Origin of the sequence: Brucella tritici, assembly GCF_008932285.1 — a bacterium.
Taxonomy (GTDB): domain Bacteria; phylum Pseudomonadota; class Alphaproteobacteria; order Rhizobiales; family Rhizobiaceae; genus Brucella; species Brucella tritici.
Genome location: NZ_WBVY01000004.1, coordinates 455,263 through 480,152, shown reverse-complemented (window position 1 = coordinate 480,152; position 24,890 = coordinate 455,263). Strand labels below are relative to the sequence as shown.

Here is a 24,890-nt window from a genome sequence, read left to right as displayed (position 1 = left end):
ATGACCAGACCAAAAACCGTTCACGAGGTGGATACACCCGCTATCCTCATCGACATTGATCGTGTGAAAGCGAATATCGCCAAGGCGCAAGCTCATGCGGATTCAGTGGGTGTTAAACTGCGCCCGCACATCAAGACGCATAAACTGCCGCTCTTTGCCAAAATGCAAGTGGAGGCGGGCGCGACAGGGATTACCTGCCAGAAGCTCGGCGAGGCAGAAGTCATGGCCGATGCTGGAATGACGGACATTTTCCTGCCCTACAATATTCTGGGACAGGAAAAGCTTGACCGTCTGCATGCGCTGCATCAACGCATCACCCTGGCAGTGACGGTTGATAATGGAACCTCACTTGCGGGGTTGGCGGCACGTTTTACCGATGAAAAACACCCGTTGAAAGTGCTGGTCGAGTGCGACACCGGTATGGGGCGCTGTGGCGTGCAGACGCCAGCCGAAGCATTGGAACTGGCGCGGATCATCGATCAAAGTGCAGGTCTTCGTTTCGGCGGTCTGATGACCTATCCCGCAGCGGGCAAGCCGGACGAGGCTGAACAATGGCTTTATTCGGCCCGCGAGCTGCTGGAAGCAAACGGTCTTCCTTGTGAGACAATTTCGAGCGGTGGCACGCCCGATATGTGGCGCAAACCCAGTGACAGTGTTGTCACCGAATATCGTCCCGGCACCTATATCTATTTCGACCGTTATCAGGTCGAGAAGGGGGCTGCGACAGTGGATGACTGCGCTTTTACGGTGCTTTCAACAGTCGTCAGCCATCCGACCTCCGGACGTGCGATCATCGATGCCGGGTCCAAGGCACTGTCCAGCGATACGCTTGGGCTGAGCGATTTTGGCGAAGTGATGGGCCGTCCCGATGCACGTGTTATCGGTCTGAGTGAGGAGCACGGCAAGCTGACCGGCGACGTCGCCAGCTTGAAGGTTGGCGAACGGGTCCGGATTATTCCGGATCACGTCTGCGTCGTATCCAATCTCTTTGATGAGGTCCATCTTGTTTCGGGCGAGGATGTTGTCGATATCCTGCCGGTCGCCGCACGTGGAAAATTAAGATAATCAGGAGGATAGAATGAAGGCTGCGGCCAATCCGTTTGCTGGCGACAAGGATCGTGAGCAGATTTGGGAGATGCTTGTACAGCGCGATATTGAAGCTTTCGTATCGCAGGACTGGTCCTTGGTGGCCGATGATTTCGATGAAACACGCTTTCTTGGCATTCATGCGCATAATGATCGCGATCCCGACAAATGGGATGCCGGATTTCCGACGCTCGCAAGCTATCGCGACGAATGGCTGCGACAGGCGGCGGAAAGTGCTGCGGTCGAATACGCCGAACCTCTGGCAGACGGTATCTTTCGTGCGACCAACCTGAGTGTGATCGATATTACGGGCGATGTTGCCGTCGCGCGGAAAAAATTCGATGGAACGATAGCCAGGAAGGACGGAACAGTTGATCGTCTCAACTGGCAAACGCTTTATTTTTGTCGTCGCGACGGCGCACGCTGGAAGATCACCGGCTTTGTCGGATACATGGCGTATCGCTGAGATATCTGGCTTTTGAGGCATTAATCACGGCGCGGATTAATCAGTCTGCGCCTTATTCTGCAGGGGTAAGCACCCTGTAATAATGCAGACATAGTAAAATATAATATAGATATGATTTTAATTGGCGTTATTTTGAATAATAAAGTTGAGATATTTATCTCATCGCTATATTATTGGAAATAATAAACAAATAATATAATTCAAAATTTGAAATATAATAAACATGTAATATATTCTTACTTAATCTTCCAAAATTTTGAAGCTATGGTTCTTCTCTATGCGAGGAGATGTACTATGGCAAAAATAGTCGGCACAACCAATTCAGACAATATCGTCGGTTCTGACGAGAATGACCGTATATGGGGTCTAACTGGAAATGATTTTATCGATGGAGGTCGCGGCAGCGACATTCTCGATGGGGGCGCGGGCGATGACGTTCTGACCACTACCGGGGGAGATGCCTCAGGATTTGATGAACTTACGGGAGGAGCCGGTGATGACCGCCTCGTCTTCAATTTCGTTGGCGGGGCTGCACGAGGCGGGGAAGGAATTGATACGCTTGTAGCCGATCTGTCGAACCAGCAAGACGCCGTTGTGTTCAGTGCGGCGCAAGGGCACGCTTACTGGGCAAATCCAGCGGTCAGTGACAATCACCTCTATTTCACAGATGTCGAACGTCTGAATCTTCAGACGGGTGCAGGCAACGATGTCATCGATGCGTCAGGTTTTGCCTTTGCAAACATTCACGCGGGTGCCGGCAACGATAAGATTGTGGCTGGAGCTGGGAATGATCAGATTTCCGGCGGTGCCGGACATGATCATATCTGGGGTGGAGGCGGTGCCGATGAAATCCGCGGCGGCAGCGGCAATGACATTATCGACGGCGGCAATGGCGACGACAATATCTCCGGCGATGAAGGCAATGATACGCTGCTGGGAGGCCGGGGTAACGATATCCTAAATGGTGGTGAAGGTGACGACACTCTCAACGGTGGCGACGGTAATGACATTCTCTACGGAGGACCAGGCACGGACACTTTGATCGGTGGCGCGGGTAATGACACGTTCATCAGCTACAACGCAGATAGCGACATCATGATTGGTGGCGATGGCAATGACAGTTTTTCAGCTGGTGTGCAGGATAGCTACTATGCCGGATACTGGTTTCAGATGTCTGGCGGCGCCGGTGACGACACGTTCTCGATTTATAGTGACGGCAACCTCGGCAGTATTGATGGTGGTGAAGGAACCGACACGCTCTCGGTGAACTTTGACGACGTTGCCCGTGGCTTTACTTTCGATGCCGCATCTTACACCACGATAGAGAAATTCAACCTCGATGTTCGCTCGGCGACCATGGGGGCTCAAATTTTCGGTGGCGACGGCGATGATCGTATCACCAGTTCGGAGACCTTTCGGGAAGGGTTTAGCGGGAATGACACCTATGATGGCCGCGGGGGCAATGATTATATCTATGGCGCCAGCGGTTCCGACAATCTCCTTGGTGGGGATGGTGACGACGAACTGAATGGTGGCGAGGGTTCGGACCGGTTGTTGGGCGGAGCAGGTTCCGACATCCTGACCGGTGGCAGCGGTGCCGACACATTTATCTGGGACGATGAATCTGTTCAGTCCGGAGGTCTCGATCGCGTAACTGATTTCAACGTAGATGGCGGAGACGTCCTCCTGTTCCGAGGCGTAGATGCCATCACAAACTTCGACAGCTTTGTTGCCGCATCTGTCGATACGTCCGAAGGCGTTTTCGTGAGCATTGATGGTAGTGCAAACGGAATCATTATCGAAAATGTTACGCTTGCCGAATTGTCGGAAAATGATGTCACTTTTGCCTGAGCCTAAGCGATCATTATAAAGTGATCCGATAATGCACCTTGTCTCTCCCGGTGAATTCCGGGAGGGCATTTTGGGGAACTGATCCTCTCATGCAAAATGGCGTGCTTCCTTGCGGTCTCTGGCGTCTTTTTAAGTCTGGCTCGGGTTAGTTCTGGTTTGCAGTATAATCATACTATTTTTCTGTAATTATATTCGTTTCAGTGTCGAAATATACTAATTCGAATGATGTCGCAGCTGACTGCATATTTGTCGCAGGTCGTTCCAGTAATTGATTGGAACGGGACTACTATTGTCTTCAGGCTGGTCGATTGACACCTGCTTTTAGCAGTGTCGAACAGCCCTCTGAGTTTGTCGCGCAACCCTTCAGAAAAACCATTCAAGGGGACGGTTGTTGGACGGAACATTTAGATGAATTCACGGCTGTGGGTGGACATGTCGGGAAATGACCTATATAGAATCAGGAAATCTATCGATAATCATTCCATGCGAACCGTTTGCGGAACGCAGATAGCGTGTGGGCACTTTGCGCTGGAATGAAGTTCTGTCAATGTTAAAAAGGAGATTAAGTCCGCCAGCACAGCGGGGTTAAACTTAATGCATGGTATTTTATACAAGGAAGAAAGTATGAAGTCGCCGGCTGAGACGAAAATAAGCTTGAAGAGCGTTTTTAAAGTCTTCGGCGATGACCCGGAGCGTGCAATGCAAGAATTGCGCGCAGGTAAGTCAAAAACCCAGATTCACAGTGAACTCGGCGCAACAATCGGCGTCGATGACGCGACCTTCGACATCTATGAAGGCGAAGTATTCGTTATTATGGGCCTCTCCGGCTCGGGCAAATCAACGCTTCTGCGTCTGCTCAATCGCCTGATCGAACCGACTGCCGGTTCCATCGAAGTGGACGGTCGCGATATCGTCAAAATGACGAAACGTGAGCTGATCGATCTTCGACGCCGCGACATGAGCATGGTGTTCCAATCTTTTGCTCTTCTGCCCAACCGTTCGGTTCTGAACAATGCCTCCTTCGGTCTTGAAGTAGCTGGAATGGGTGAGGCGGAACGTCATCAGAAGGCGCTGAAGGCACTCGCTGCCGTCGGGCTGGAGCCTTATGCCCATAGCATGCCGGACCAGCTTTCTGGCGGCATGAAACAGCGTGTCGGACTGGCGCGTGCTCTGGCAAGCGAGCCGACCATTCTTCTGATGGACGAAGCCTTTTCCGCCCTCGATCCGCTGATCCGCACCGAAATGCAGGACGAACTCAAGCGGCTTCAGGCAGAGCATAGCCGGACGATCATTTTCGTCAGCCATGATCTGGACGAAGCCATGCGCATCGGTGACCGTATCTGCATCATGCAGCACGGCAAGGTCGTGCAGGTGGGAACGCCGAACGAAATCGTGTCCGCACCGGCCAATGATTATGTCCGTTCCTTCTTCCGCAATGTCGATGTGTCCCGCGTTTTCAAGGCCGCCGATGTGGCGCGCGAGGACGAGCTGATCGTCTTCGAACCCGAACAGCTGGCAACAGCGCTCGAACGTTTTGATGCGAGCGGGAAGACATTCGGTGTGTTGATCGATGCAGACCGCACATATCGCGGCATGGTCAGTCGTGACGCTCTGGCAAAGGGTATCCCAACGCAAGGCGGCGAGAGACTGGATAGTGTCTCTGCCATCGAAGCCGAAGCGCCGCTTTCCGGATTGCTGACGCAGGTGGCGGAAAGCCCCTGGCCGGTTCCGGTCACTGATCACCAGAACCGTTATGTCGGTGCTATCAGCAAATCGGCCTTGCTTGAAACGCTTGGTCGCGCGGGTTGAGACCTGCGCGCCAACGGCCTTTTGCCTGATGAAGGCAGAATTGGTCCAATCCAGAAGAAATACGGAAATGGACGGTAAAACATGGATTTGAATTTCAGTGTCGGCGGATGGGCGGATGTTGTGGTCAACTACATTCTCGACCACTTTACGCCCGCGCTCGATATGATCGCAGCCGCCATCGGTTTTGTGACTGACGGTATTCAAAACGCTCTTCTCGCTGTCCCGCCGTTAGGTGGGGTTGCAATTCTCACGCTGCTCGCGCTGTGGCGTGTGGGGTGGAAGTTCGCGATATTCACGGCTCTCGCATTGGGGCTCATCATCCACATGGAATTGTGGACGGGCACGATGGAAAGCCTCTCTCTGGTGCTGGCATCGACAGTAATCGCTGTCGTTATTGGCATTCCGCTCGGCATCGCCATGGCTCGTAGCGATACAGTCGCTTCGATCGTGCGCCCGGTGCTCGACCTCATGCAGACGATGCCTGCATTTGTCTATCTCATTCCAGCGGCAATGTTTTTCGGCCTCGGTGCCGTGCCCGGAACAATTGCGACGGTGATTTTTGCGATGCCCCCGGTTGTGCGTCTGACCAATCTTGGTATCCGGCAGGTACATGCGGAGTTCGTTGAAGCGGGGCTCGCCTTCGGCTGCACATCCCGGCAGCTTCTGTTCAAGGTGCAGCTCCCAAACGCCATGCCATCGATCATGGCCGGCATCAACCAGACGATCATGCTGTCGCTTTCGATGGTGGTGATCGCGTCGATGATCGGTGCGGGTGGCCTCGGCAATACTGTGTTGACCGGCATCCAGCGCCTCAATGTGGGCCTCGGCTTTGAAGGTGGTCTCGCAGTAGTCATTTTGGCGGTCATTCTCGACCGCATTACCCAGAGCTTCGGCAAGGGCGGAACTGGACTTTTCAAGCGGCTAGCATCTTTGAGAAAGGCGGCGGACGCTCAGTCCGCCTCGTCCTTTCGCAAGCAGGAAGCATGAAACAAGCAAAAATAATAACCAAGAATAACAACGGGAACTGATACCAATCGAAAAGGAGAAGCTATGTTAGGCAAACTAACCAAATTCGGTCTGGCGGCAGTTGTGGCGGGAACGATGACCATGGGCGCAGCATTTGCGCAGGACGGCAAGCCGGTGAAAATCGGCTGGGCACCTTGGTCAGATGCCGAATTCGTCACCAAACTCGCCAAGAAGCTGATCGAAGACAATCTCGGCCAGAAGGTTGAGCTGGTTCAGACGGACGTGGCCCCACTTTATCAGGGCGTGAGCCGTGGCGATATCGACGCCATGATGATGGCCTGGTTGCCGGAAACGCATGCTGATTACTATGCGCGCGTGAAGGACAAGGTCGAAGACCTCGGCCCGCTCTATGAAGGCGCGAAGCTTGGCTGGATCGTTCCCGCTTACATTCCGGAAAGCGAGATCAGTTCCATCGAAGATTTGAAGAAGCCGGAAGTTCGCGAGAAGCTGAAGGGTGAAATTCAGGGCATTGATCCGGGCGCAGGCCTCACTCGTCTATCACAGGAAGCGATTAAGAAATACGGGCTGGACTACAAGCTCAATATTTCGAGTGAAGCGGCCATGTTGACGACGGTTGATCGTGCCACGCGTTCTGATGGCTGGTTCGTGGCAACGTCGTGGAGCCCGCATTGGATGTTCGGCAAGTACAAGCTGCGTTACATTGCCGATCCTGAAGGCGCACTCGGCGGTGCCGAACATATCGACGCCATCGCGCGCAAGGGCTTCAAGGAAGACAATCCGAAGGTTGCTTCGTTGCTGACCAAAATGAGCATTCCGATCAGCGAGCTCGAAGCTGCAATGTTCGATGCACAGGAAACGTCCTATGAGAAGGCCGTCGATAAATATATCGCGGACCACCCGGACCGCATCAAGGAATGGCTGGCTGAGTAATCAGTTCAGTAAGAAAGCCCCGGTTTTCCGGGGCTTTTTCATATCCTACCCTCTTCGAGCAATCAGAATCCCCGATATCACGATGATACCACCCAGAGCCTGCAACATGCCGATAGGCTCCGACAGGATAGTCCAGGCAAGAAGCGCTGCGACGACCGGTTGTAGAAGCAAGGTGAGTGACGAAAACGATGCCGGAAGATAGGCGAGGGCATAAGCGATCATGCTCTGGCCTGCGGCATGGGTTACCCATGCGAGGCCTGCGAGAATAAGCCAGCCATAGAGCGTGGCAGGCAGTATCTGACCTTCCATGAAATATGCAACCGGCAGCGAAAAGACGGCGGCAATTGCGCTGCTCCACAGCATGATGCGCATGGTGGAAAAGCGGCTGCGCAAGCGCCCAACCGAAAGGATGTAACCGGCATAGAAGACTGCGGCCAGAAGCGCCATCGCATCGCCGGACGATTGGGACTGGAGAAGCTCGCCCGGTCCACCCTTTAGCACGACGACGCCAATGACAGCGACGGCAAGGCCGATCATGAAGGACGTGCTCACGCGCGATTTGAAAAGCAACCAAGCGCCCAATGTCACGAAAATCGGCGCCATGTTGGCAAGCAGCGTGGCATTTGCAACGGAGGTCATGTGCAGCGACAAGTGCCACGCGCCGAGATCGAAGGCGATGAACAGACCGGGCAGGGCGAGGCGCAGGCAGTCGGATAGTGTGAGCGGTGCCGCATCCTTTTCGTCGCGCCGTTCGCGACCATCCATGAGCAGGAGTGGTAAAACTGCAAGCGCAAGACGCCAGAAACCGGTTGCCAGCGGCCCCACCTCGGAAAGCCGGACAAAGATCGGCGAACTGCCAATAGCAATGCCGCCAACGATCAGGGCGGTCATCGCCAGACGTTGTGCATTGGTGGGGGCGTGGCTTGTGGCGGTGGTATGCGACATTTTCAAACTCAAAGTTACGCCGAAAATGTTCCGCTGCCCGCGCAATGCACGCAGCTAAGGAGCGACTGTCGGCTTTGGACTGAACTGGTCATGGAGAATGTCGAGCACATTTCTTCCACTATCCGCGTTCTGATATTGTCCCTCATGTCGCAAAAGAATGGGAATAGAGAAAATTTTGCCCGCGACATTGATATGACGCGGGCTTGCTTATTCCTCTTTGAGGAAGGCGTCCAGCATTGGATTATGGCAGAAACCGGAAATTTCATCACGTTTCTGTTCAATAGATCGCAAATTCTATGAAAAAGCGCCCTCGAGGGGCGCTTTCCAATTATCAGCGAGAATAGGGTGAATAGCACTGTCTGCGCGGCCCATTATAGGGCTGGAATGTATTGTCGGACGAGCGATAGGACCGGTAGCGGTTATAGCACCATTGTACATGCGCATTTGACATCCGCGGTGCGCGATAAACAGGACGAGGCTGGCTTATTGCGCCTCCTATGATCGCACCTGCACCGAACGCTGCCAGTGGATACCACCATCCATCGCTATGGCGACGATAGCCGTGGCGATAATGCCGATAGCCGCGATGTCCGTTCCAATGTCCCGGCCGGTTGGGCCTCTGGCCATGATAGTGACGCGGCGGGCGGCGATGGTCGCGCACCTGTTCGACATTCTGGTTGATGGCCGGGCGATCCAGATTCATAGGGGCAGCCATCGTCGGTGCGATGGACGTTGCTCCAAAGATCACGGCGAACGCCCCGACACAGCTTTGTTTGAAGATATTCACGTGCAGCCCTCCGTCTTAAATGACCAGGGTAAACGCTTGAAATATCGATTTGTTCCCGCTTATTTAAGAACCCAAGAGCCGGGCTTTCACAGTTCCGGGCGGGGTTAGACAATCCCCAAAATGAAAGGGAGCAGGCTCCTCCCCAAGAACCTGCCCCCCAATGCATCGCCCCCCGCCATAGGTGGTGCGATGCTTACCTCTCGTGGCTTTTGCCATGTCTGAATTCAGCGTGTCAGACCTTACCTTCGAGTGCAGCATTTAGCAACTTCAACGCGCGTTCTTTTGTCAATTCAATCGGGTTGCCGCCAGCGGTTGGATCGACGATAGCCATCTCGGCAATCAGGTCCTTCCGGGCGTCGTCCATTTCGAGACCCTTGATGAATTCAGGGAGCGTGTTGGGGACGCCCAATTCGGTACGCAACTTCATGATAGCCGCCAGAAATCCGTCAAAACCGCCCTTGATGCCGAGATAATCGGCAAGCCGTTCTATACGCTTTTCGATGGCGGATCGGTTCTGAAGCAGGACATAGGGCATGAAAACCGCATTCGTCATGCCATGATGGGTATCATAGAGGGCGCCGATGGGATGCGACAGCGAATGAATTGCGCCGAGGCCTTTTTGAAAGGCTGTTGCACCCATCGCGGCCGCCGCCATCATGTTCGCGCGCGCTTCAATATTCTTGCCATCGGTATAGGCGGTAGGAAGGTTTTCAAAAACCAGACGGATACCTTCCACCGCGATGCCATCAGCCATTGGATGAAATCCCGGAGCACAATAGGCTTCAAGGCAGTGCGCCAGCGCATCCATGCCTGTACCTGCGGTGATGAAGGGCGGCATGCCGGTGGAAAGCTCAGGATCAGCAATGACTGTGACCGGCAGCATCTTCGGGTGGAAAATGACCTTCTTGGTATGGGTCGCTTCGTTGGTCAAAACGCCTGCGCGGCCAACTTCCGATCCGGTGCCAGCAGTGGTGGGCACGGCAATGATCGGCGCAATTGCTTTGCTGTCGGCGCGGGTCCACCAGTCACCAATGTCTTCGAAGTCCCAGACCGGTCGCGTCTGTCCTGCCTGAAAGGCGATCAGCTTGCCAAGATCCAGCGCCGAGCCGCCGCCAAAGGCGATGACGCCATCATGCTTGCCGCTTTTGAAGACCTCAACGCCTGCATAGAGATTGCTTTCGACCGGGTTCGGCTTCACGTCGGAGAAAACCCCATGCTTCACACCGGCTTCGTTCAGAATAGCAAGCGTGGACGCCACCACAGGAAGTTTTGCCAGGCCGGGGTCAGTCACAAAGAGCGGGTTCTGAATGCCAGCGGCCTTGAGGATAGCAGGCAATTCCTTGATGCGGCCTGGGCCAAAAAGCACGGTGGTGGGGAAATTCCATTTGGCAGTCAAAGTGGTCATGTCGATTGCTTTCCAGAAATTCAATTCAGATCAGATTTTCTCACGCAGGTGGAAGGATTTCGGGCGCGTGAGATTGCCGTAGCCGATGGGTGACAGGGCAGCCCCCTTGCCAGTGTCTTTTACCCCGGTCCAGACAAGTGCGGGATCGAGATAATCACAACGGTTCATGAAAACCGTGCCTGTTTCGATACGGTCGCCGAGAGTGGCAGCATGGTCCGTGTCTGCCGTCCAGAGCGAAGCTGTCAGGCCATAGATACTGTCGTTCATCAGCGCGAGGGCTTCTTCGTCGTTGCGCACTTTCATGATGCCGACGATGGGGCCGAAGCTTTCTTCACGCATGACACTCATCTGGTGGTCGACATTGGTGAGCACTTCCGGCGCGACATAGGGAGAACCTGCGCGATCATTCTCGACACTCATGTTGACGTGAGCTTTTGCACCCTTGCGCAAGGCTTCCGCCCTCTGCTCGCGGATGAGATCGGCAAAGCGCGCCTGCGCCATTGGTCCGAGCGTCGTTGAACTATCCAGCGGATTGCCGACGACATATTGCTTCGTCAGGTCGATGAAACCATCGACGAAGCGGTCATAGACTGCTTCATGAACATAGATGCGCTCGATCCCGCAGCAGCACTGGCCGGAATTGAAGAAGGCGCCATCGACCAGATTGGCGACGGCATGGTCCAAATTGACATCAGGAAGCACATAGGCCGGGTCCTTGCCGCCAAGCTCCAGTCCGAGCGTCATGAAGGTGCCTGCGGCAGCCTTTTCGATGGCGCGACCCCCGCCGACCGAGCCGGTGAAATTCACATGGTCGATCGTGCCGGATGTGAGCAGCTTTTCCGTCGATGCGTGATCGAGAACGATGTTCTGGAAGACCCCCTTGGGCAGCCCGGCCTTTTCGAACGCTTTTGCAAAGCGCTCACCGGCCAGAAGCGTCTGGGTTGCGTGCTTGAGGATCACGGTGTTCCCGGCCATAAGTGCTGGAATGATCGTGTTGACAGCCGTTAGATAGGGATAGTTCCACGGCGCAATCACCAGAACAACGCCGAGCGGCACGTGCTTCACATACCGGCGGAAGCCATCCTTTTGCATAGGCACATAGGGTTTCAGCGCTTCTTCGGCGATATCGATCATATATTGGCCGCGTTCCTGCACGCCGCCGTTCTCGCCGCCATAGCGCGTTGGCCGTCCCATCTGCCATGCGATTTCGGGGATAATTTCGTCCTGCATTTCTGCAAGCGCATCCAGCGCGGCCCGGCAATAGCTTGCGCGCTCATTGATACTCAGTTGAGCCCAGCCTGTTTGCGCAGCGCGTGCAGTCGCCACCGTCGAGGCGATTGCAGCCTCGCTTAAAAAAGGGCGCTCGGCATAAACCGAGCCGTCTATCGGAGAGATGATCTTGGCCGTGCCGCTCATCTGCAATTTCCTTTGAAGTCTGGCATTGCGTTATTCATTTCGGGATCGGTCGCGCGGGTCAATAGCGCTCGAACCCGCGATGCAGTTCCCAGTCGGTTACGCGCCGATCATATTCGATCTGTTCCCAATGGGCGGTGTGGACGTAGTGGTTGACGACTGCTTCTCCGAGAGCCTCCTTGAGGAATGCGGAGTTTTTGAGCGCCTGTGCGGCTTCGCGCAGCGTATAGGGAATTTCCTTCAGTTTTACTGCACTATAAGCATCGCCGACGAAGGGCTCGTCGAGTTCCAGTTGTTCATCGATGCCCTGCAGGCCCGATGCGATGAGCGCTGCAAAAGCCAGATATGGATTGAGGTCAGCGCCGCCGATGCGGCATTCGATGCGAATGCCTTTCGTGCCTTCACCACACAGGCGGAAACCTGCGGTGCGGTTATCCTGGCTCCACATGATTTTTGTCGGCGCAAAGGTGCCGGCCTGAAAGCGCTTGTAGGAATTGATGTAGGGCGCCAGGAAATAGGTATAGTCGGTGGCGTATTTGAGCTGTCCGGCCACCCAGGAACGCATCAGCGGCGTCATCGTATAGGGCGCTTTCGGATCGAAGAAGAGCGGCTCTTTGCCGTCGGCGCTCCAGATGGAATTGTGCACATGGCTTGAGCTTCCAGCCTTGCTGTAATCATACTTGGCCATGAAGGTGATGCATTTGCCGTGCGCTTCAGCGATTTCCTTCATTGCATTCTTCATGATGACATGGCGGTCCGCCATTTCGAGCGCTTCGGCGTAACGTACATTCAGCTCTTCCTGTCCCGGCCCCCATTCGCCCTTGGAGTTTTCGACCGGGATGCCAGCTGCTGCAAGCTGGTTGCGCATTGCGCGCAGGACCGGCTCCTCCTTGGTGGTCAGGTGGATGACATAATCCTGCACATAAGGCGAAGCCGTTTCCATATCCTGCCAGTGCTTGGCGCGGGCAGTCTTGTAAGTCTCGTCGAAGAGGTAGAATTCAAGCTCGGACGCGAAATAAGCGCGATAGCCGCGCTCGTGCAGGCGTGCGAGCTGCTTCTTGAGGATAGCGCGCGGGGAATGCGCCAGATCCTGATGATCGTGGTGATCAAGCACGTCACAAAGCACGATGGCGGTCTTTTCCAGCCATGTGGCAACGCGCAGGGTTGAAAGGTCTGGCTTGATGACAAAATCACCATAGCCCTTGTCCCATCCGGCGGCCTCATAGCCGGGCACCGGCTCCATATCGATATCGTCGGCAAGAAGATAGTTGCAGCCATGGGTCTCGTCGTAACCAGATTCCACGAAGAACTGTCCGTAGAAGCGTTTGCCGATCAGGCGTCCCTGCATGTCCACAAAACATGCGAGCACCGTATCGATTTCATCGTTTGCAACGGCTCTTTTCAATGCATCGAAAGTCAACTGTTCGGCCATTTATGCTCGCTCCAGAACGGAAAAAAGTGATGGACGCGGCACAGTGTGCCGCGTCCAAAATTCTCATGCGTAGCGGTAAGGTGCACCCGCACCTCGCATGGTTTCTTGATATTTTTTCAGGATCGCGACGACTTTGGCGTTGCGTTCGCTCTTCTGCGCGATGTCGTCCCAGAATTCCTGTGCAGCATCTTCGATCTGCTTCCATTCCGATTCCGGAATAGTCGTCAGTTCCAGCTTTCCACCAGTGGTGCGATAATGAGCCTCGCCCCACCAGTACCAGTGCTGGCGGTAATAGTGCGATGAATCCATCGCCAGCTTGAACAGGGTCTTCAGGTGATCCGGCACGGCTTCCCATTTCTCGGTATTCGCGAAATAGGAACCAGCCCATGCACCGTTGATGTTGTTGGTCAGATAGTACTTGTTGATGTCGGCCCAGCCGACCGTATAGGCCTCGGTCGCACCACACCATGCAACGCCGTCGAGTTCGCCCGTCTGTATGGCAACTTCAATATCTTCCCACGGCAGCGTGACGGGTACGACGCCGAATTTGGTCAGGAAGCGACCGCCGGTCGGGAATGTGAAGACACGAAGCCCTTGCAGGTCCGCGACGCTGCGGATCGGTTTGGTGGTCACGAAGTTGCAGGGGTCCCAGGAACCGGCGCTAAGCCAGGTAACCCCCGGAATTTCCTTATAGGCTTCTTCCCAGATTTCATTGAGCCCATACCAGTTGAACAGGGCGGGCACATCGAGGCTGTAGCGTGATGCGAAGGGGAAGTAAGCCCCGAACACTGCGACATCGACTGGAGACGCCATCGAGTCGTCGTCGCTTTGCGCGGCGTCGATTGTGCCGGACTGAACGGCACGGAACAGCTCACCCTGCGGCACGAGTTGGTCGGCAGTATAAAGTTCGATCACCATGTCGCCATTGGCAGCCTTGTTGAAGGCGTCGATAGACGGCTTGATGACGTGCTCTGCAAGTGCCGGACCCGCATAGGTCTGGAGCCGCCATTTGATCGGGCTTTGTGCCCTGACATACGGCGTTGCAAGTGTACTTGCACCCAGCGCGCCAACGGTCGTCAGCCCGGCTTTCTTGAGAAAATCGCGTTTGTTAAGCTTGCTATTCTCACTCATGCCCATTCTCCCACTCTTGTTTGAGTTCACCCTTTATTTGTCCCGGTCTGGCCCTTCGGGCTCTTGTCACCGGTTTATGCGCATTCTCCCGTAATTATCGTCATCGTCCTGTGTACCAGTTGGGCAACCACATCGCGATCTGCGGAAAGATCATCAAAAGGATGATGGTCAGCACCATGAGGAAGAAGAACGGTACGATTGAACGATAGATGTCTATCAGCGTGATTTCCTTCGGTGCCAAAGCCCGCATCATGAAGAGATTGTACCCGAAAGGCGGCGTAATATATGCAATCTGGCAGGTAATGGTGTAGAGCACGCCGAACCAGATGGCGTTGAAACCGAGGCTCTTTACCAGCGGTATGTAAAGCGGTGCCACGATGACCAGCATTGCCGTGTCATCAAGGAACATGCCCAGTATGATGAACGAAAACAGCATCAATATCAGGATTGTCCACGGCGACAGATCGAAGGTGTTCAGCAATACGCTTTCGATGGCTTTCACCGCTCCGAGACCATCATAGACGGATGAGAAGCAAAGCGCGGCCAGAATGATCCAGAGGAACATGCAGGTGACGGTGAGGCTGTTCCGTGTCGTGGTTTCCCAGACAATCTTGTTGAGGCGTCCGGTGAAAAGCGCGGCAAGTGTCGCGAGCAACGCGCCGACGGCGGAGCTTTCCACAAGGCTGGTAACGCCTGTGAGGAACAATCCCATCATTGCGCCGAAAACCACCAGCGGAAGAATGCCCGCGCGTAGCGCAACAAAACGGTCGTGCCATGTGATCCTGTCTAGTTCTTCCTGCGGCAAAGTCGGTCCGAGTTCGGGCTGGATGCGGCAGCGTATGTAGATATAGATCGCAAAGAGCGCGGCCATGAGAAGGCCGGGGCCAATCCCTGCGAGCCAGAGCTGCAAAACCGGCTGCCGGGCAATCATTGCGTAGAGAACCAGCACCACGCTTGGCGGAATGAGAATGCCGAGCGAGCTGCCAGCCTGAATGACGCCCGTTACCATAACTTTGTTGTAGCCACGCTTGAGAAGCTCCGGCAAAGCTACGGTCGCGCCAATGGCCATGCCCGCAACACTCAGGCCGTTCATGCAGGAAATGATGACCATCAGGCCGATCGTGCCCAGTGCCAGGCCGCCGCGAATGCCGCCGAACCACACGTGGAACATGCGGTAGAGATTGCTGGCAATCCCCGATTCCGAGAGCATGTAACCCATGAAGACAAAGAACGGCACTGTGATAAGCGGATACCAGTTCAACACCGCAAAGGTGGCATTATACGGCATCTCGAACGAGCCTTTGCCCCAAAGCAGGAGCGCGGCGAGCGAGCCGACAAAACCGATCACGCCGAATACGCGCTGCCCAGTCATGAGCAGCACCATCATGGTTGCAAACATGAAGAGCGTTATGAATTCCGAACTCATATGTGATGCCCTTCCTCAATGGCAGGACCCGCAATGGTGCTGATCGGCTTTCCACGTAGGGAGGCCCAGTCCTTGAAGAAATTGGAGACGCATTGCAGCAGCAGCAGCAAAATACCGACGGTCATGATGAGCTTGATCGGCCATAGAAGCGGAGCCCAGGCGGTATAGTTTTTCTGGTTGTAAACGATGGCGTAGTTGGTCGATGAAATGCCGCCGGCGACCATCACACCGAGATAGAAGATGATGAACAGGATGGTGATCATGTCGGTGATCATTTTCCTGCGCGGTGAAAGACGGTCGAAGAACAGGTCCATACGTACATGCGCGCCTTGCTGCATGGCGTAGGCGCCGCCGAGCAGATAATAGGCAGAGAGCAAAAACTGGGACATTTCCAAGACCCAGTTGACCGGCACGCCGAGAACCACGCGTGAAAAAGTCGAATATAGAAGGCAGGCACCCAGCACGAAGAAGAGATACATCGCAAAGCGCCCGACATAGTAATTCACTGCATCAACATATTTGACGAACAGTCTGATCGGCTTCGGCATTTCCCGCTCCTTCAGGCTTTCTGTTCCGTGTTGTGGGGGCCAATTGCTTTCGCAATGTCCTTCAATATCGTTGCGAGTTTTTCGGCCCAGTCGGCCTGCGCCGGACCATCGGCAATCTCATTGTTGCGAAGTTCGATCATCACGCAGGGCGCATTGCGCGGGCGGGCGTGCCGCTCCAGTGTGTAGTAGACGCGGTCGGCTGGTGAGTAGGGTTCGTTCACGCCGACATTGAGGTTCAGGTCTTTCCGAAGCGCGGCAACAAGTGGTTTACCAATCCGGTCATCTTCATCGTGAATGATACCGATCTGCCAGGGGCGAGGGACGTCGCGATAAATGGGCGTAAATGAATGGATCGTCACGATCCACGATTGCAACCCACTTTGCGCGCGCTTTGCAATTACGTGTTCGACGGCAGTGTGGAATGGACGATGTGAAAGATCGATGCGCGCCAGACGTTCCATGGAATTGAGAGCGTGGTTTCCGGGCACTACAGTTGTCTCGCTGATTTCCGGAATGAGGTCGTGAGCGTCGAGAGGACGATTGCAATCGATCAACAGCCGCGAAAGCTGGCTTTCGACGAGAGGCGCGTTAAGAGACGTAGCGAGATGTCTTGCGACTTCCACCGCGCCAGGGTCCCAGGCGATATGAGCCCGCAATGCATCGGCATTCAGTCCGAGCCCGTCGAAAGTCTCGGGAATGAAATTGGATGCGTGTTCGCAGACAAAGAAATAGGGACTTTCCCCATCCTTGTTGAAGACAGAAACAGGCTCGCACGAAGCCGTGCGATGTTCTCGCTCGTCCGCCATTCTGTTTGTTCCCCGCGCTGTAACTTATGTTACGTTTTTTCCAATTATGCGCTATTGCGGATTATTTGATACGTCCTATGATTATTTGTCAAACACAATTTCGCCCAAATTCAAAAAGGGCGTTCGGGAACGGAAAGTGCTGTGCCGGTGCATGCAAGTGTTGCGGAGCTGATCAATGAGCGGATCGATACAATGCCGGCGGGTGAGCGCAGCGCCGCACAGACGCTGATCGCCAACTATCCGATGCTGGGACTAAAAACCGTCGCGGAGTTTTCTGCTTTGGCCGGTGTCAGCTCCCCTACGATCTTGCGCTTTGTCAACAGGCTCGGGTTTCAAAGCTATCCTGATTTTCAAGCGCGATTACAGGATGAGCTCGCAGCCCAGTTGCAATCGCCGCACCATCGGAACGAACAGCCGGGAACAGGGCCAGACACAGCCTATCCGGCTGTGGAGCACACGCTGGAGAATATCCGTGAAAGCTTTCGGCACCTCGGTGAAAAGCAACTGCGCCAGGCCGTGTCAGCTTTGAGCGACGCGAAAGGAAATGTCTATCTCATTGGTGGACGCTTCACCGATCCCATTGCGCAGTATATGGCGGCGCATATGACTGTCATTCGTCCGCACGTCTTTCATTTGGGCGGACAGGAAAGTGTGTGGCGTGACCGTCTTCTCGATATGGGAAAGCGCGACGTTCTGGTGGTTTTCGATATTCGTCGTTATCAGGACAGCCTTCTGAAACTCTCTGAGAAGGCGCGGGCGCGAGGGGTGGAAGTCATCCTTGTGACCGACCAGTGGCTTTCGCCGATTGCACGTGTGGCCAGGCATGTTCTGGCAGGACGTACAGCCGTGCCGTCAGCCTGGGATTCGTCGGCAGCGCTCTTTGTGCTGGCGGAAACGGTCATTCGCGAAATGACCAGAATGCTGGAAAAGGACAGCGCGGCGCGCATTGCCGAACTTGAAGGGCTACGTTGACACGAGGTTTCAGTACGCAGTTTATTCCAGCCCGCAGGCCCGCAGAAACAGCGCCGAAACTTCCCTCTCGATCCGTTCAATGTCGAGCGGCTCGTCTTTGTCCAGTTCCATCATGCTGCGGACCTGTGCTTCAAAGTCGGCATAATGCTGGGTAACAGCCCATATATGCATTTGAAACAGTAGGGGATCGACAGGCTTGATGCGGCCGTCATCTACCCATGACTGGATAAGTTTCACCGCATTATGGGTCGCAGAGACATGTTTTTTCCAATGGCGGCTCAGATATGGAGCGCCATTGGCAATTTCGGTGGTGAAAAGGCGTGAAGCCTTGGGGTTCTTCTGGCTATATTCGAGCTTCGCACGGATATATTGGCGGATTACCTTGGCGGGGTCGTCCTCGGTGTTGGCCCCGAGGAATATGTCTTCCCATTCTTCGAGGATGTAGACGATGATATCCTCGTAAAGCTCTTCCTTGCTCGAAATATAGTAGTGCAATTGCGGCTTGGTGAGACCAGCGCGATGCGCAATGCCTTGCGTGGATGCGCCAGCAAGGCCTTTTTCGGCAAACTCATCGATCGCGGCAGCCCGTATTGCACCGAGAATGCGCCGCCTGCGTCCGAGAACCTTGTCTCGTCCGGTCAGTTCGGTGTCGTCATTCTCGTCGCCGTTGGTCATCCATGCCTGCCGCGATTGAGGTGGGGTTATTGGCCCAGCTTCTTCTTGATGTCGAGCCCCACGCCCTTGTTTACGAAGGCATCGGTCGCGACCTTGCCCATGTCCAGTTCGTCGCCGCTGACAATTCCTGCCTTGCGGGCGAGTTCGTAGAACGCCTTGACGCGATCCATCGAGATTGCGCCAATTCCCTTTTCAATCGTGTCGCCGCTGTCGATGAGCTGAAGGTTCTTGATACGCTCCAGTTCCGCATCGAGCGTTTCCTTGCTCATGTCCGGATTATCTTTCAGAATCAGTTCATAGGCTTTGCTGCGGTCGCCATACAGGAAATTGGTCCAGCCCTCGATGGAAGCGCTGACGAAGCGCTGTACAAGGTCGGGGTTCTTTTCGATCAGATCCTGACGAGTTTCGATCGTGTTGCCGTAAGTGCTGTAGCCGTAGTCGGCGAGAAGATAGGTCGTAACCTTAGCGCCTTCCTTTTCAGCATAAATCGGCTCGGCGGTCGCATAGGCTTGCTGCACGACTTTCTTGTCGTTGAGGAACTGGGCGAGGCTATAGCCATAAGGGCGTAGCTGTTCGTCCTTGAAGCCAAAGTCCTTGACCAGCCATGGCCAGAAGGAGAACTGGCCGTCCTTCGAAATCAGGATCGTTTCGGCATTGGTCAGATCCTTGAAATCCTTGTACGCACCTTCATGCGCCATCAATGCCTGCGGGTCTTTCTGGTAGAACGCGGCAACAACCGTCGTCGGCACACCGTTGGCGACATTGTTGAACGACAGAAGCAGGTTTCCGGTCAGTAGGAAGTCGAGGCGGCCTGCGGCAAGCATCGGGCGATTGTTGACCTGCGGTCCGCCCATTTCGATTTGCACGTCGAGGCCGTATTTCTCATAGGTGCCGTCGGCAAGGGCTTGATAGAATCCACCGTGACCTGCTTGAGCGAGCCAGTTGGTGCCGAGTGTCACCTTGTCGAGTGCATAGGCCATCTGTGCGGAAAGGCCCATGGAAAGTGCGGCCAGCGCCGCAACCAGTGTCTTTTTCATATTGGTTCCCCTTGTTTTAATCAGTCAAAGCCATGTCGGCGGTCCAGCCGCGCGTTTTGCCCGGGTTGAGCAGGCCGTACGGGTCGGCCAGTTTCTTGAATTCGATCTGGACGCTGTCGATCTCTTTCATGCCGCCATCCTCGATGGTGTAGGCATGCGGATCGTAGATGTCGCAACCGTCAACCTGCTCCAGTTCCTTGATCAGGCGGTACATCTCGTCACGGCCTTCAAAGCGGACAAGCGGAAGCGCGAAAATCTGCACTTCGCCTTCAAGACGGGCCATTTCGTGATGCATATATTGTGTTTCGCCGTAGCGCTCGATCTGGCGTGTCACCACATCAACGTCGAAAGGACGCGGATAGGCGACCTGAAGATAGGTCCAGCCTTCCTCGGCTTTCAGCGCCTGCAAGGTTGTATGGTTCCAGCCACATTCATAGGCGGGTTGCAGCCCGTTCTTGTGTAACTCATCCAGCGTCATGGCGAAGGAAACCTTGCCGCCAAATTCGGTGGCGAGCGCTTCGAAACGGGTCATTTCTTCGGGGGCGATCATGGCAAAAACCGCATCCTTGTCGGATGGGAACAGATCGCCGAACTTGGTGTAAAAGCGCGCGAAACGGCGATCAACCGTGGTCAGAAGATAGCAGTCAAGATTGTCTTCCAGTGCCTTGAGACAGAAGTTGAGCGTTGCCTCGTAACTATCGAACAAGGCAGCAGTATGTATCCAGTCGGTCGCCTTGGTAAGACCGATTTCCAACTCCAGAATGATGCCGTTGGTGCCATAGGCATGCTGGACTTTATGAATGTCGCGTCCGCTCAATTCGATAATCTTCGGCTCCGGTTCGACAGTCAGAACCTTGACCGAATAGACATTGCCATCGTCGCGCAACATGCCATGACGCAGCGAGCCGATGCCGCCTGAACCGCCTGAGAAAAAGCCACCAATCGTGGCGATGCGGCGGGTCGACGGATACATCAACAGTTCCTGACCGGTTTCGCGCACGGCATCATCGAGACGTGAAATGCGCGCCCCGCCTTCCACCCGCACCTTGCCGGGTTCGATAGAAACGATGCGGTCGATCTTGGTCATGTCCAGGATGATGCCACCTTCGAGCGGCACGCATTGACCGTAATTGCCTGTACCGCCGCCACGAACGGTGATCGGAATACGCAGTTTTGCGGCGGCTGCCGCCACGCGACGCACCTCATCCTGATCTTTCGGGATGACGACGAGATCACCGACATAATGGCCAATATCTTCGGTCAGGATCGGGCTATACCAAAAATAATCGCGCGAGCGCAGTTCAATCTGCTTTGGGTCGTCATAAATGCGGATTCCATCGATTTCGGCGCGGAATGCGGCCCAGTCGTAGATGCGCTGTGGAGCGGCAGAATTCATATGGCTCTCCCGTTGATTTGAGTTGTGGCAACGCCATTGCGCCAGACGACGCGGCGGGCCTGCGGGCGGCTGATGAGATCGTTCAGGTCTACTGCGTCGTGCCAGACAAAACTGGCCACGCCACCCGCCTGCGGTTGCTGCACGCATTCGCTGCCAATAAGGCGGGCGGGCAGGGTGGTGATGCTGTCGAGCCAGTCCTGCGGCTCGACATGGCAAACCGGCGCTGCGAGACGAAGAATGGCGAGCGGGTCGTAATCGCCGTAGGGATAGAATGCATCGCGGACATTGTCGGAGCCGAGCATGACATCCATGCCTGCTGCGCGCGCTTCCTTAAGCGGGGCAACACCGCGCAGGCGCGGAGACTTCCCGCCGATCCGATCTTGCAGATAGAGGTTTGTCGTGGGCAGCGAAACGAGTGCCGTGCCTGCATCTGCGGCAGCATGAATAATGCGCTGTAGTTCGTCCGGCTGGCGTAGTGATAGCGAGCAGGCATGACCGCACAGCACCCGACCAGCCATGCCATGGCGTTTGGTTGCCGATACGATCAGCGAAAACCCGTTTGCTTCGACATCCAGGCCTTCATCGACATGGAAGTCGAGGTTGAGATCATGCTGCACGGCGAGGCGGAACATCTCTTCAATCTTGGCTTCAAGATCGGCATTGCGATAGAAGAACGCGCCGAAGACGCCACCATCTTTCGCTACGCGGGCAGCGATTTGCGACCCCGCATCAAGCACCAGATCACCGTGGACAAGTGCCGCCAACTGAAGGTCGATCCGGCCTTTCCATTCCTCGCGCAGTTCGTTCAAAACGGGCCATGCAGTCGGGACTTCCGGGGCCGTCCAATCGACATGGCTACGCATTGCGCCTACGCCTTGTTCGAATGCAGCTTCAAGGCCTTTGCTAGCGCGGGCGCGGATATCTTCCGCGCTCCAGTTCCTCCGGTCCGTGCCCATCAGGTCTATGGCGTCGAACAGGCAATCCACTCTGGCGTCACCATTTTCTGCAATGCGCTGGATCGTGAACGTCTTGTCGAGATGGACGTGGACATCCGCGAAAAGCGGGGTGACAAGTCCGCCGCCAACTACCTGCGACGGCACAAGCGAGGCGATGCGATCACCTTCGATCTTGATGTCGTAGTGTCCGGAAAGCCCGGCTATGGCGACGCCAGTCAGCATTTCAGCGCTCACGACGGATTTCGCTTTCGTGCCAGCGCCCCAGGACGAGGCGCGACAGCCAGCTTGTGACAAGGAAAATCACGATGCCGAGCAGCGACACGAGGAAAAGTGCCGCAAACATGCGCGGAATTTCGTTGCGGAAGCTCGATTCCAGAATACGCGAGGCGAGACCGGTGCTCTGGCCTGCCGTACCGGCAACGAACTCAGCCACAACTGCACCGATCAGTGACAGGCCACCAGCGATTTTCAGTGCCGCCATGAAATAGGGCAATGCGCTCGGTGCCAGCAGATAGCGCAGCCGCTGCCAAGGAGAAGCGCGATAGAGTTTGAACAGATCGCGCAGATTATGGTCGGCGCTGCGCAATCCAATCACCGTGTTGGAAAGGATCGGGAAGAAGGCCACGATCCATGCGCAGATCAGCAAGGCTGAAAATGTGTCGCGCACATAGATGAGGATGAGCGGCGCGATAGCGATGACCGGCGTGACCTGAAGGATAACGGCAAAGGGAAAAAACGCCATTTCTATCGGGCGCGACAGGGCGAATATCATTCCGAGCAGAACGCCGCCAATAATGGCGCAGGCCAGCGAGATCAGTGTCAGCTTGATGGTAAACCACATGGAGTCCATCAGGGATGGACCGTCCTTGATGAGTGTTTCCGCGATCAGTGAAGGGGCAGGAATCAGGTAATGCGGTACCTGATAGTAACGGACGAGACCTTCCCATATGCCAAGCGCGATGATGATTGCCAGTGTCGGCATGACAATGCGCAAGGTGCGTTCGCGTCGGGCGAGGCGATCCTGTTCGGAATTGAGAACGGGCAGTTCGTTTTGCATCTGGTTCATTTGCATGTCCTCAGTGATCGATGTCGTCAGAGGAAAGCGTCGCGGTCAGCGCGTCGGAAACCTTGGCGCAATATTTCGCATATGCGTCTGTCGTGCGGTAATTTTCGGCGCGAGGGTAGGAGCCAATGATTGGTATATCAGCAACCACTCGGCCCGGTCTTGCCGCCATGACGATAACGCGGTTGGACAGGTAGACCGACTCGTAAACGCTGTGGGTGACGAAGATTACCGTCAGGCCGTGTTCCTGCCAAAGACGCAGCACGTCATTATTGAGCTTGAAGCGCGTCATTTCATCGAGCGCTGCAAAAGGTTCGTCCATCAAGAGGAGACGCGGACGTGTAACCAGCGCGCGGGCGATGGAAACGCGCATTTTCATGCCGCCTGAGAGCTCTCGTGGAAAAGCCTTGGCAAAGCGTGACAAGCCAACCTGTGCCAGAGCTTCTTCAACACGCGGGGTCGCTTGCTTGCGGGAAATATCAGTAAGACGCAGCGGCAGATAGACATTGTCGAAGACGCTGGCCCATGGCATCAGCGTCGGCTCCTGAAAAACGAAGCCTATATCCTGAGCGCCGATAGGTCCCTTGCCGGGAGCGTGGCCGTTAACGCGGATATCACCGGCGGAAATTGATTCCAGACCGGCGATCATGCGCAACGCGGTGCTCTTGCCGCAGCCCGAGGGGCCAAGAAAGCTGACGAACTGGCCTTGCTCGATCTTGAGCGACATGTCGCTCACAGCCATCACGCCGGTGCCATATTGCTTGTAGACGCCGTCAATCTCGATCAGAGAGGACGGAGCTTGCGAGTTGGGGGACACGCTCATTATCCTTACCAGGCTGGTTGATTGTCGAGCCAGGAAAGCGGCGCTCGTTCGATCTCCGCCAGCACCTCGACCAAACGCTCAGCGGCATAATCGATGGTCGCTCGACCTTTTTCGGCCGTCGCGAGCGTTGCGTCGCCAGCGGCGCCATAAGGATTGATATCCTGAATCTGCCAGGCAGGCTTTGCACCGCCGCTCAGTGAAAGATGCTTGAAATCACTTGCAAAAGTTTCCGTAAGTGTACGGAAATCCTGTGCTTTCGACATGTCGACAAGATCGGGATGCATTTCCAGCATCACCGAGGTTTCCATGTCCCCGGCATGAATGCCATGCTTAGCGTCGTGGTCGTTGTAGACACCTTCCGGCATTCCAAGGCCGAACCAGTTTATGCTTACCACCATCATATTGTGGCGAATGCGAAGCTCTCGTGCCACGATATCCATGACACTGATCTGGCCGCCATGGCTGTTGAGAAGCGCCATTTTGCGGACGCCGCTTGCTGCCACGCAGCCACCGATTTCGCACCACATTCGTATGATCGTCTCAGCCGAGAACGTCAATGTGCCGGGGTAAAGGCTGTGCTCGTTGCTCTTGCCGATGGCCTGCGTCGGCAGGAAAAGCGCGTGGCTTGTTTCCGGCAGGCGGGCGATTGTTTCCTTCACCATGCCGTCGACAATAGCAGCATCGACCGCTAGCGGCAGGTGAGGTCCGTGCTGTTCGATTGCGCCGACGGGCAGAACCGCCACAAGCTTCTCGCGATCGAGGCGGGAGAATGCCTCGCTCGTATAATCGGACCAATATCGTTTCAAGATTGCAACTCCTACACGCTCGGGCCAAGGGCGTTAAACATATGCTACTAAACAATCTGACCGATCGGTCAAACTAAATGTTTTAAATATTCGAATTGCGTGCAATTAAGGTGTGAATCCGTGGCTATTTGGTCACGTGA

The 24,890-nt window shown here is 55.1% G+C and carries 23 protein-coding genes; 7 read left to right on the top strand and 16 right to left on the bottom strand.

Features of this window, described 5'->3' with window-relative positions; genetic code table 11:
• The 6 genes from F9K94_RS16760 (at position 1) to F9K94_RS16735 (ending at position 7,129) form a co-directional block, all read left to right on the top strand.
• Positions 1-1,065, top strand: a complete 1,065-nt coding sequence (locus tag F9K94_RS16760; protein WP_061346983.1) for a D-TA family PLP-dependent enzyme — start codon at positions 1-3, stop codon at positions 1,063-1,065.
• Positions 1,066-1,078: 13 nt separating this feature from the next.
• The gene (locus tag F9K94_RS16755; RefSeq protein ID WP_151647059.1) at positions 1,079-1,552 is read left to right on the top strand and encodes a hypothetical protein; all 474 of its coding nucleotides are present in this window, start codon (positions 1,079-1,081) and stop codon (positions 1,550-1,552) included.
• Between the two features lie 294 nt (positions 1,553-1,846).
• Positions 1,847-3,403, top strand: coding sequence for a calcium-binding protein (locus F9K94_RS24875; protein ID WP_151647057.1), 1,557 nt, complete (start codon positions 1,847-1,849; stop codon positions 3,401-3,403).
• Between the two features lie 624 nt (positions 3,404-4,027).
• Entirely contained in the window at positions 4,028-5,212 is a 1,185-nt protein-coding gene (gene proV, locus F9K94_RS16745) for a glycine betaine/L-proline ABC transporter ATP-binding protein ProV (protein ID WP_151647055.1), read from the top strand.
• 81 nt (positions 5,213-5,293) lie between these two features.
• Complete coding sequence (locus tag F9K94_RS16740) at positions 5,294-6,199, top strand: ABC transporter permease (protein WP_151647053.1); 906 nt, start codon at positions 5,294-5,296, stop codon at positions 6,197-6,199.
• A 63-nt stretch (positions 6,200-6,262) separates the two neighbouring features.
• Entirely contained in the window at positions 6,263-7,129 is an 867-nt protein-coding gene (locus tag F9K94_RS16735) for a glycine betaine ABC transporter substrate-binding protein (protein ID WP_010659072.1), read from the top strand.
• A 45-nt stretch (positions 7,130-7,174) separates the two neighbouring features.
• Here the strand turns inward: F9K94_RS16735 and F9K94_RS16730 are convergent, their stop codons facing one another.
• The 9 genes from F9K94_RS16730 to F9K94_RS16685 all read right to left on the bottom strand — a co-directional run bounded on the left by F9K94_RS16730 (position 7,175) and on the right by F9K94_RS16685 (position 17,022).
• Positions 7,175-8,074, bottom strand: coding sequence for a DMT family transporter (locus F9K94_RS16730; protein ID WP_151647050.1), 900 nt, complete (start codon positions 8,072-8,074; stop codon positions 7,175-7,177).
• A gap of 331 nt (positions 8,075-8,405) precedes the next feature.
• Positions 8,406-8,789, bottom strand: coding sequence for a BA14K family protein (locus F9K94_RS16720; RefSeq protein WP_407922053.1), 384 nt, complete (start codon positions 8,787-8,789; stop codon positions 8,406-8,408).
• 304 nt (positions 8,790-9,093) lie between these two features.
• The gene (locus tag F9K94_RS16715) at positions 9,094-10,266 is read right to left on the bottom strand and encodes an iron-containing alcohol dehydrogenase (protein WP_151647046.1); all 1,173 of its coding nucleotides are present in this window, start codon (positions 10,264-10,266) and stop codon (positions 9,094-9,096) included.
• Between the two features lie 30 nt (positions 10,267-10,296).
• Positions 10,297-11,682, bottom strand: coding sequence for an aldehyde dehydrogenase family protein (locus tag F9K94_RS16710; RefSeq protein ID WP_151647045.1), 1,386 nt, complete (start codon positions 11,680-11,682; stop codon positions 10,297-10,299).
• Between the two features lie 58 nt (positions 11,683-11,740).
• On the bottom strand, positions 11,741-13,111 hold the full coding sequence (locus F9K94_RS16705; RefSeq protein ID WP_151647043.1) for a glutamine synthetase family protein: 1,371 nt from the start codon (positions 13,109-13,111) through the stop codon (positions 11,741-11,743).
• A 63-nt stretch (positions 13,112-13,174) separates the two neighbouring features.
• The gene (locus tag F9K94_RS16700) at positions 13,175-14,242 is read right to left on the bottom strand and encodes a TRAP transporter substrate-binding protein (protein WP_061346993.1); all 1,068 of its coding nucleotides are present in this window, start codon (positions 14,240-14,242) and stop codon (positions 13,175-13,177) included.
• Positions 14,243-14,342: 100 nt separating this feature from the next.
• Positions 14,343-15,668: a TRAP transporter large permease gene (locus F9K94_RS16695; protein WP_151647041.1), complete on the bottom strand. Its 1,326-nt coding sequence runs from the start codon at positions 15,666-15,668 to the stop codon at positions 14,343-14,345.
• Positions 15,665-16,216 (bottom strand): TRAP transporter small permease subunit, encoded by a 552-nt coding sequence (locus F9K94_RS16690; RefSeq protein WP_061346995.1) that lies wholly within the window; start codon positions 16,214-16,216, stop codon positions 15,665-15,667. Before F9K94_RS16690 ends, F9K94_RS16695 begins: the two co-directional genes overlap by 4 nt.
• An 11-nt stretch (positions 16,217-16,227) precedes the next feature.
• A complete protein-coding gene (locus F9K94_RS16685; RefSeq protein ID WP_151647038.1) occupies positions 16,228-17,022 on the bottom strand; it encodes an N-formylglutamate amidohydrolase in 795 nt (264 codons plus the stop codon).
• Between the two features lie 192 nt (positions 17,023-17,214).
• Between F9K94_RS16685 and F9K94_RS16680 the strand changes: the two genes are divergently transcribed.
• Positions 17,215-17,994, top strand: a complete 780-nt coding sequence (locus F9K94_RS16680; RefSeq protein WP_235813518.1) for a MurR/RpiR family transcriptional regulator — start codon at positions 17,215-17,217, stop codon at positions 17,992-17,994.
• Positions 17,995-18,015: 21 nt separating this feature from the next.
• Here F9K94_RS16680 and F9K94_RS16675 read toward each other — a convergent pair whose 3' ends face one another.
• From F9K94_RS16675 to F9K94_RS16645, 7 genes are read right to left on the bottom strand one after another with little or no spacing between them, the layout of a single operon-like run.
• A complete protein-coding gene (locus F9K94_RS16675) occupies positions 18,016-18,669 on the bottom strand; it encodes a TetR family transcriptional regulator C-terminal domain-containing protein (RefSeq protein ID WP_151647036.1) in 654 nt (217 codons plus the stop codon).
• Between the two features lie 26 nt (positions 18,670-18,695).
• A complete protein-coding gene (locus F9K94_RS16670) occupies positions 18,696-19,706 on the bottom strand; it encodes an ABC transporter substrate-binding protein (RefSeq protein WP_151647034.1) in 1,011 nt (336 codons plus the stop codon).
• 16 nt (positions 19,707-19,722) lie between these two features.
• A complete protein-coding gene (locus F9K94_RS16665; RefSeq protein ID WP_061347000.1) occupies positions 19,723-21,102 on the bottom strand; it encodes an FAD-binding oxidoreductase in 1,380 nt (459 codons plus the stop codon).
• Positions 21,099-22,292: an amidohydrolase family protein gene (locus F9K94_RS16660; protein ID WP_235920635.1), complete on the bottom strand. Its 1,194-nt coding sequence runs from the start codon at positions 22,290-22,292 to the stop codon at positions 21,099-21,101. The genes F9K94_RS16665 and F9K94_RS16660 overlap by 4 nt, the downstream gene beginning before the upstream one ends.
• On the bottom strand, positions 22,282-23,124 hold the full coding sequence (locus F9K94_RS16655) for an ABC transporter permease (protein ID WP_192799519.1): 843 nt from the start codon (positions 23,122-23,124) through the stop codon (positions 22,282-22,284). Before F9K94_RS16655 ends, F9K94_RS16660 begins: the two co-directional genes overlap by 11 nt.
• Before the next feature lie 10 nt (positions 23,125-23,134).
• Positions 23,135-23,944 carry an ABC transporter ATP-binding protein gene (locus tag F9K94_RS16650; RefSeq protein ID WP_151647032.1) on the bottom strand — a complete coding sequence of 270 codons (810 nt, stop codon included), beginning with the start codon at positions 23,942-23,944 and terminating at the stop codon, positions 23,135-23,137.
• Between the two features lie 5 nt (positions 23,945-23,949).
• On the bottom strand, positions 23,950-24,750 hold the full coding sequence (locus tag F9K94_RS16645; protein ID WP_151647029.1) for a creatininase family protein: 801 nt from the start codon (positions 24,748-24,750) through the stop codon (positions 23,950-23,952).
• Between the last annotated feature and the right edge of the window lie 140 nt (positions 24,751-24,890).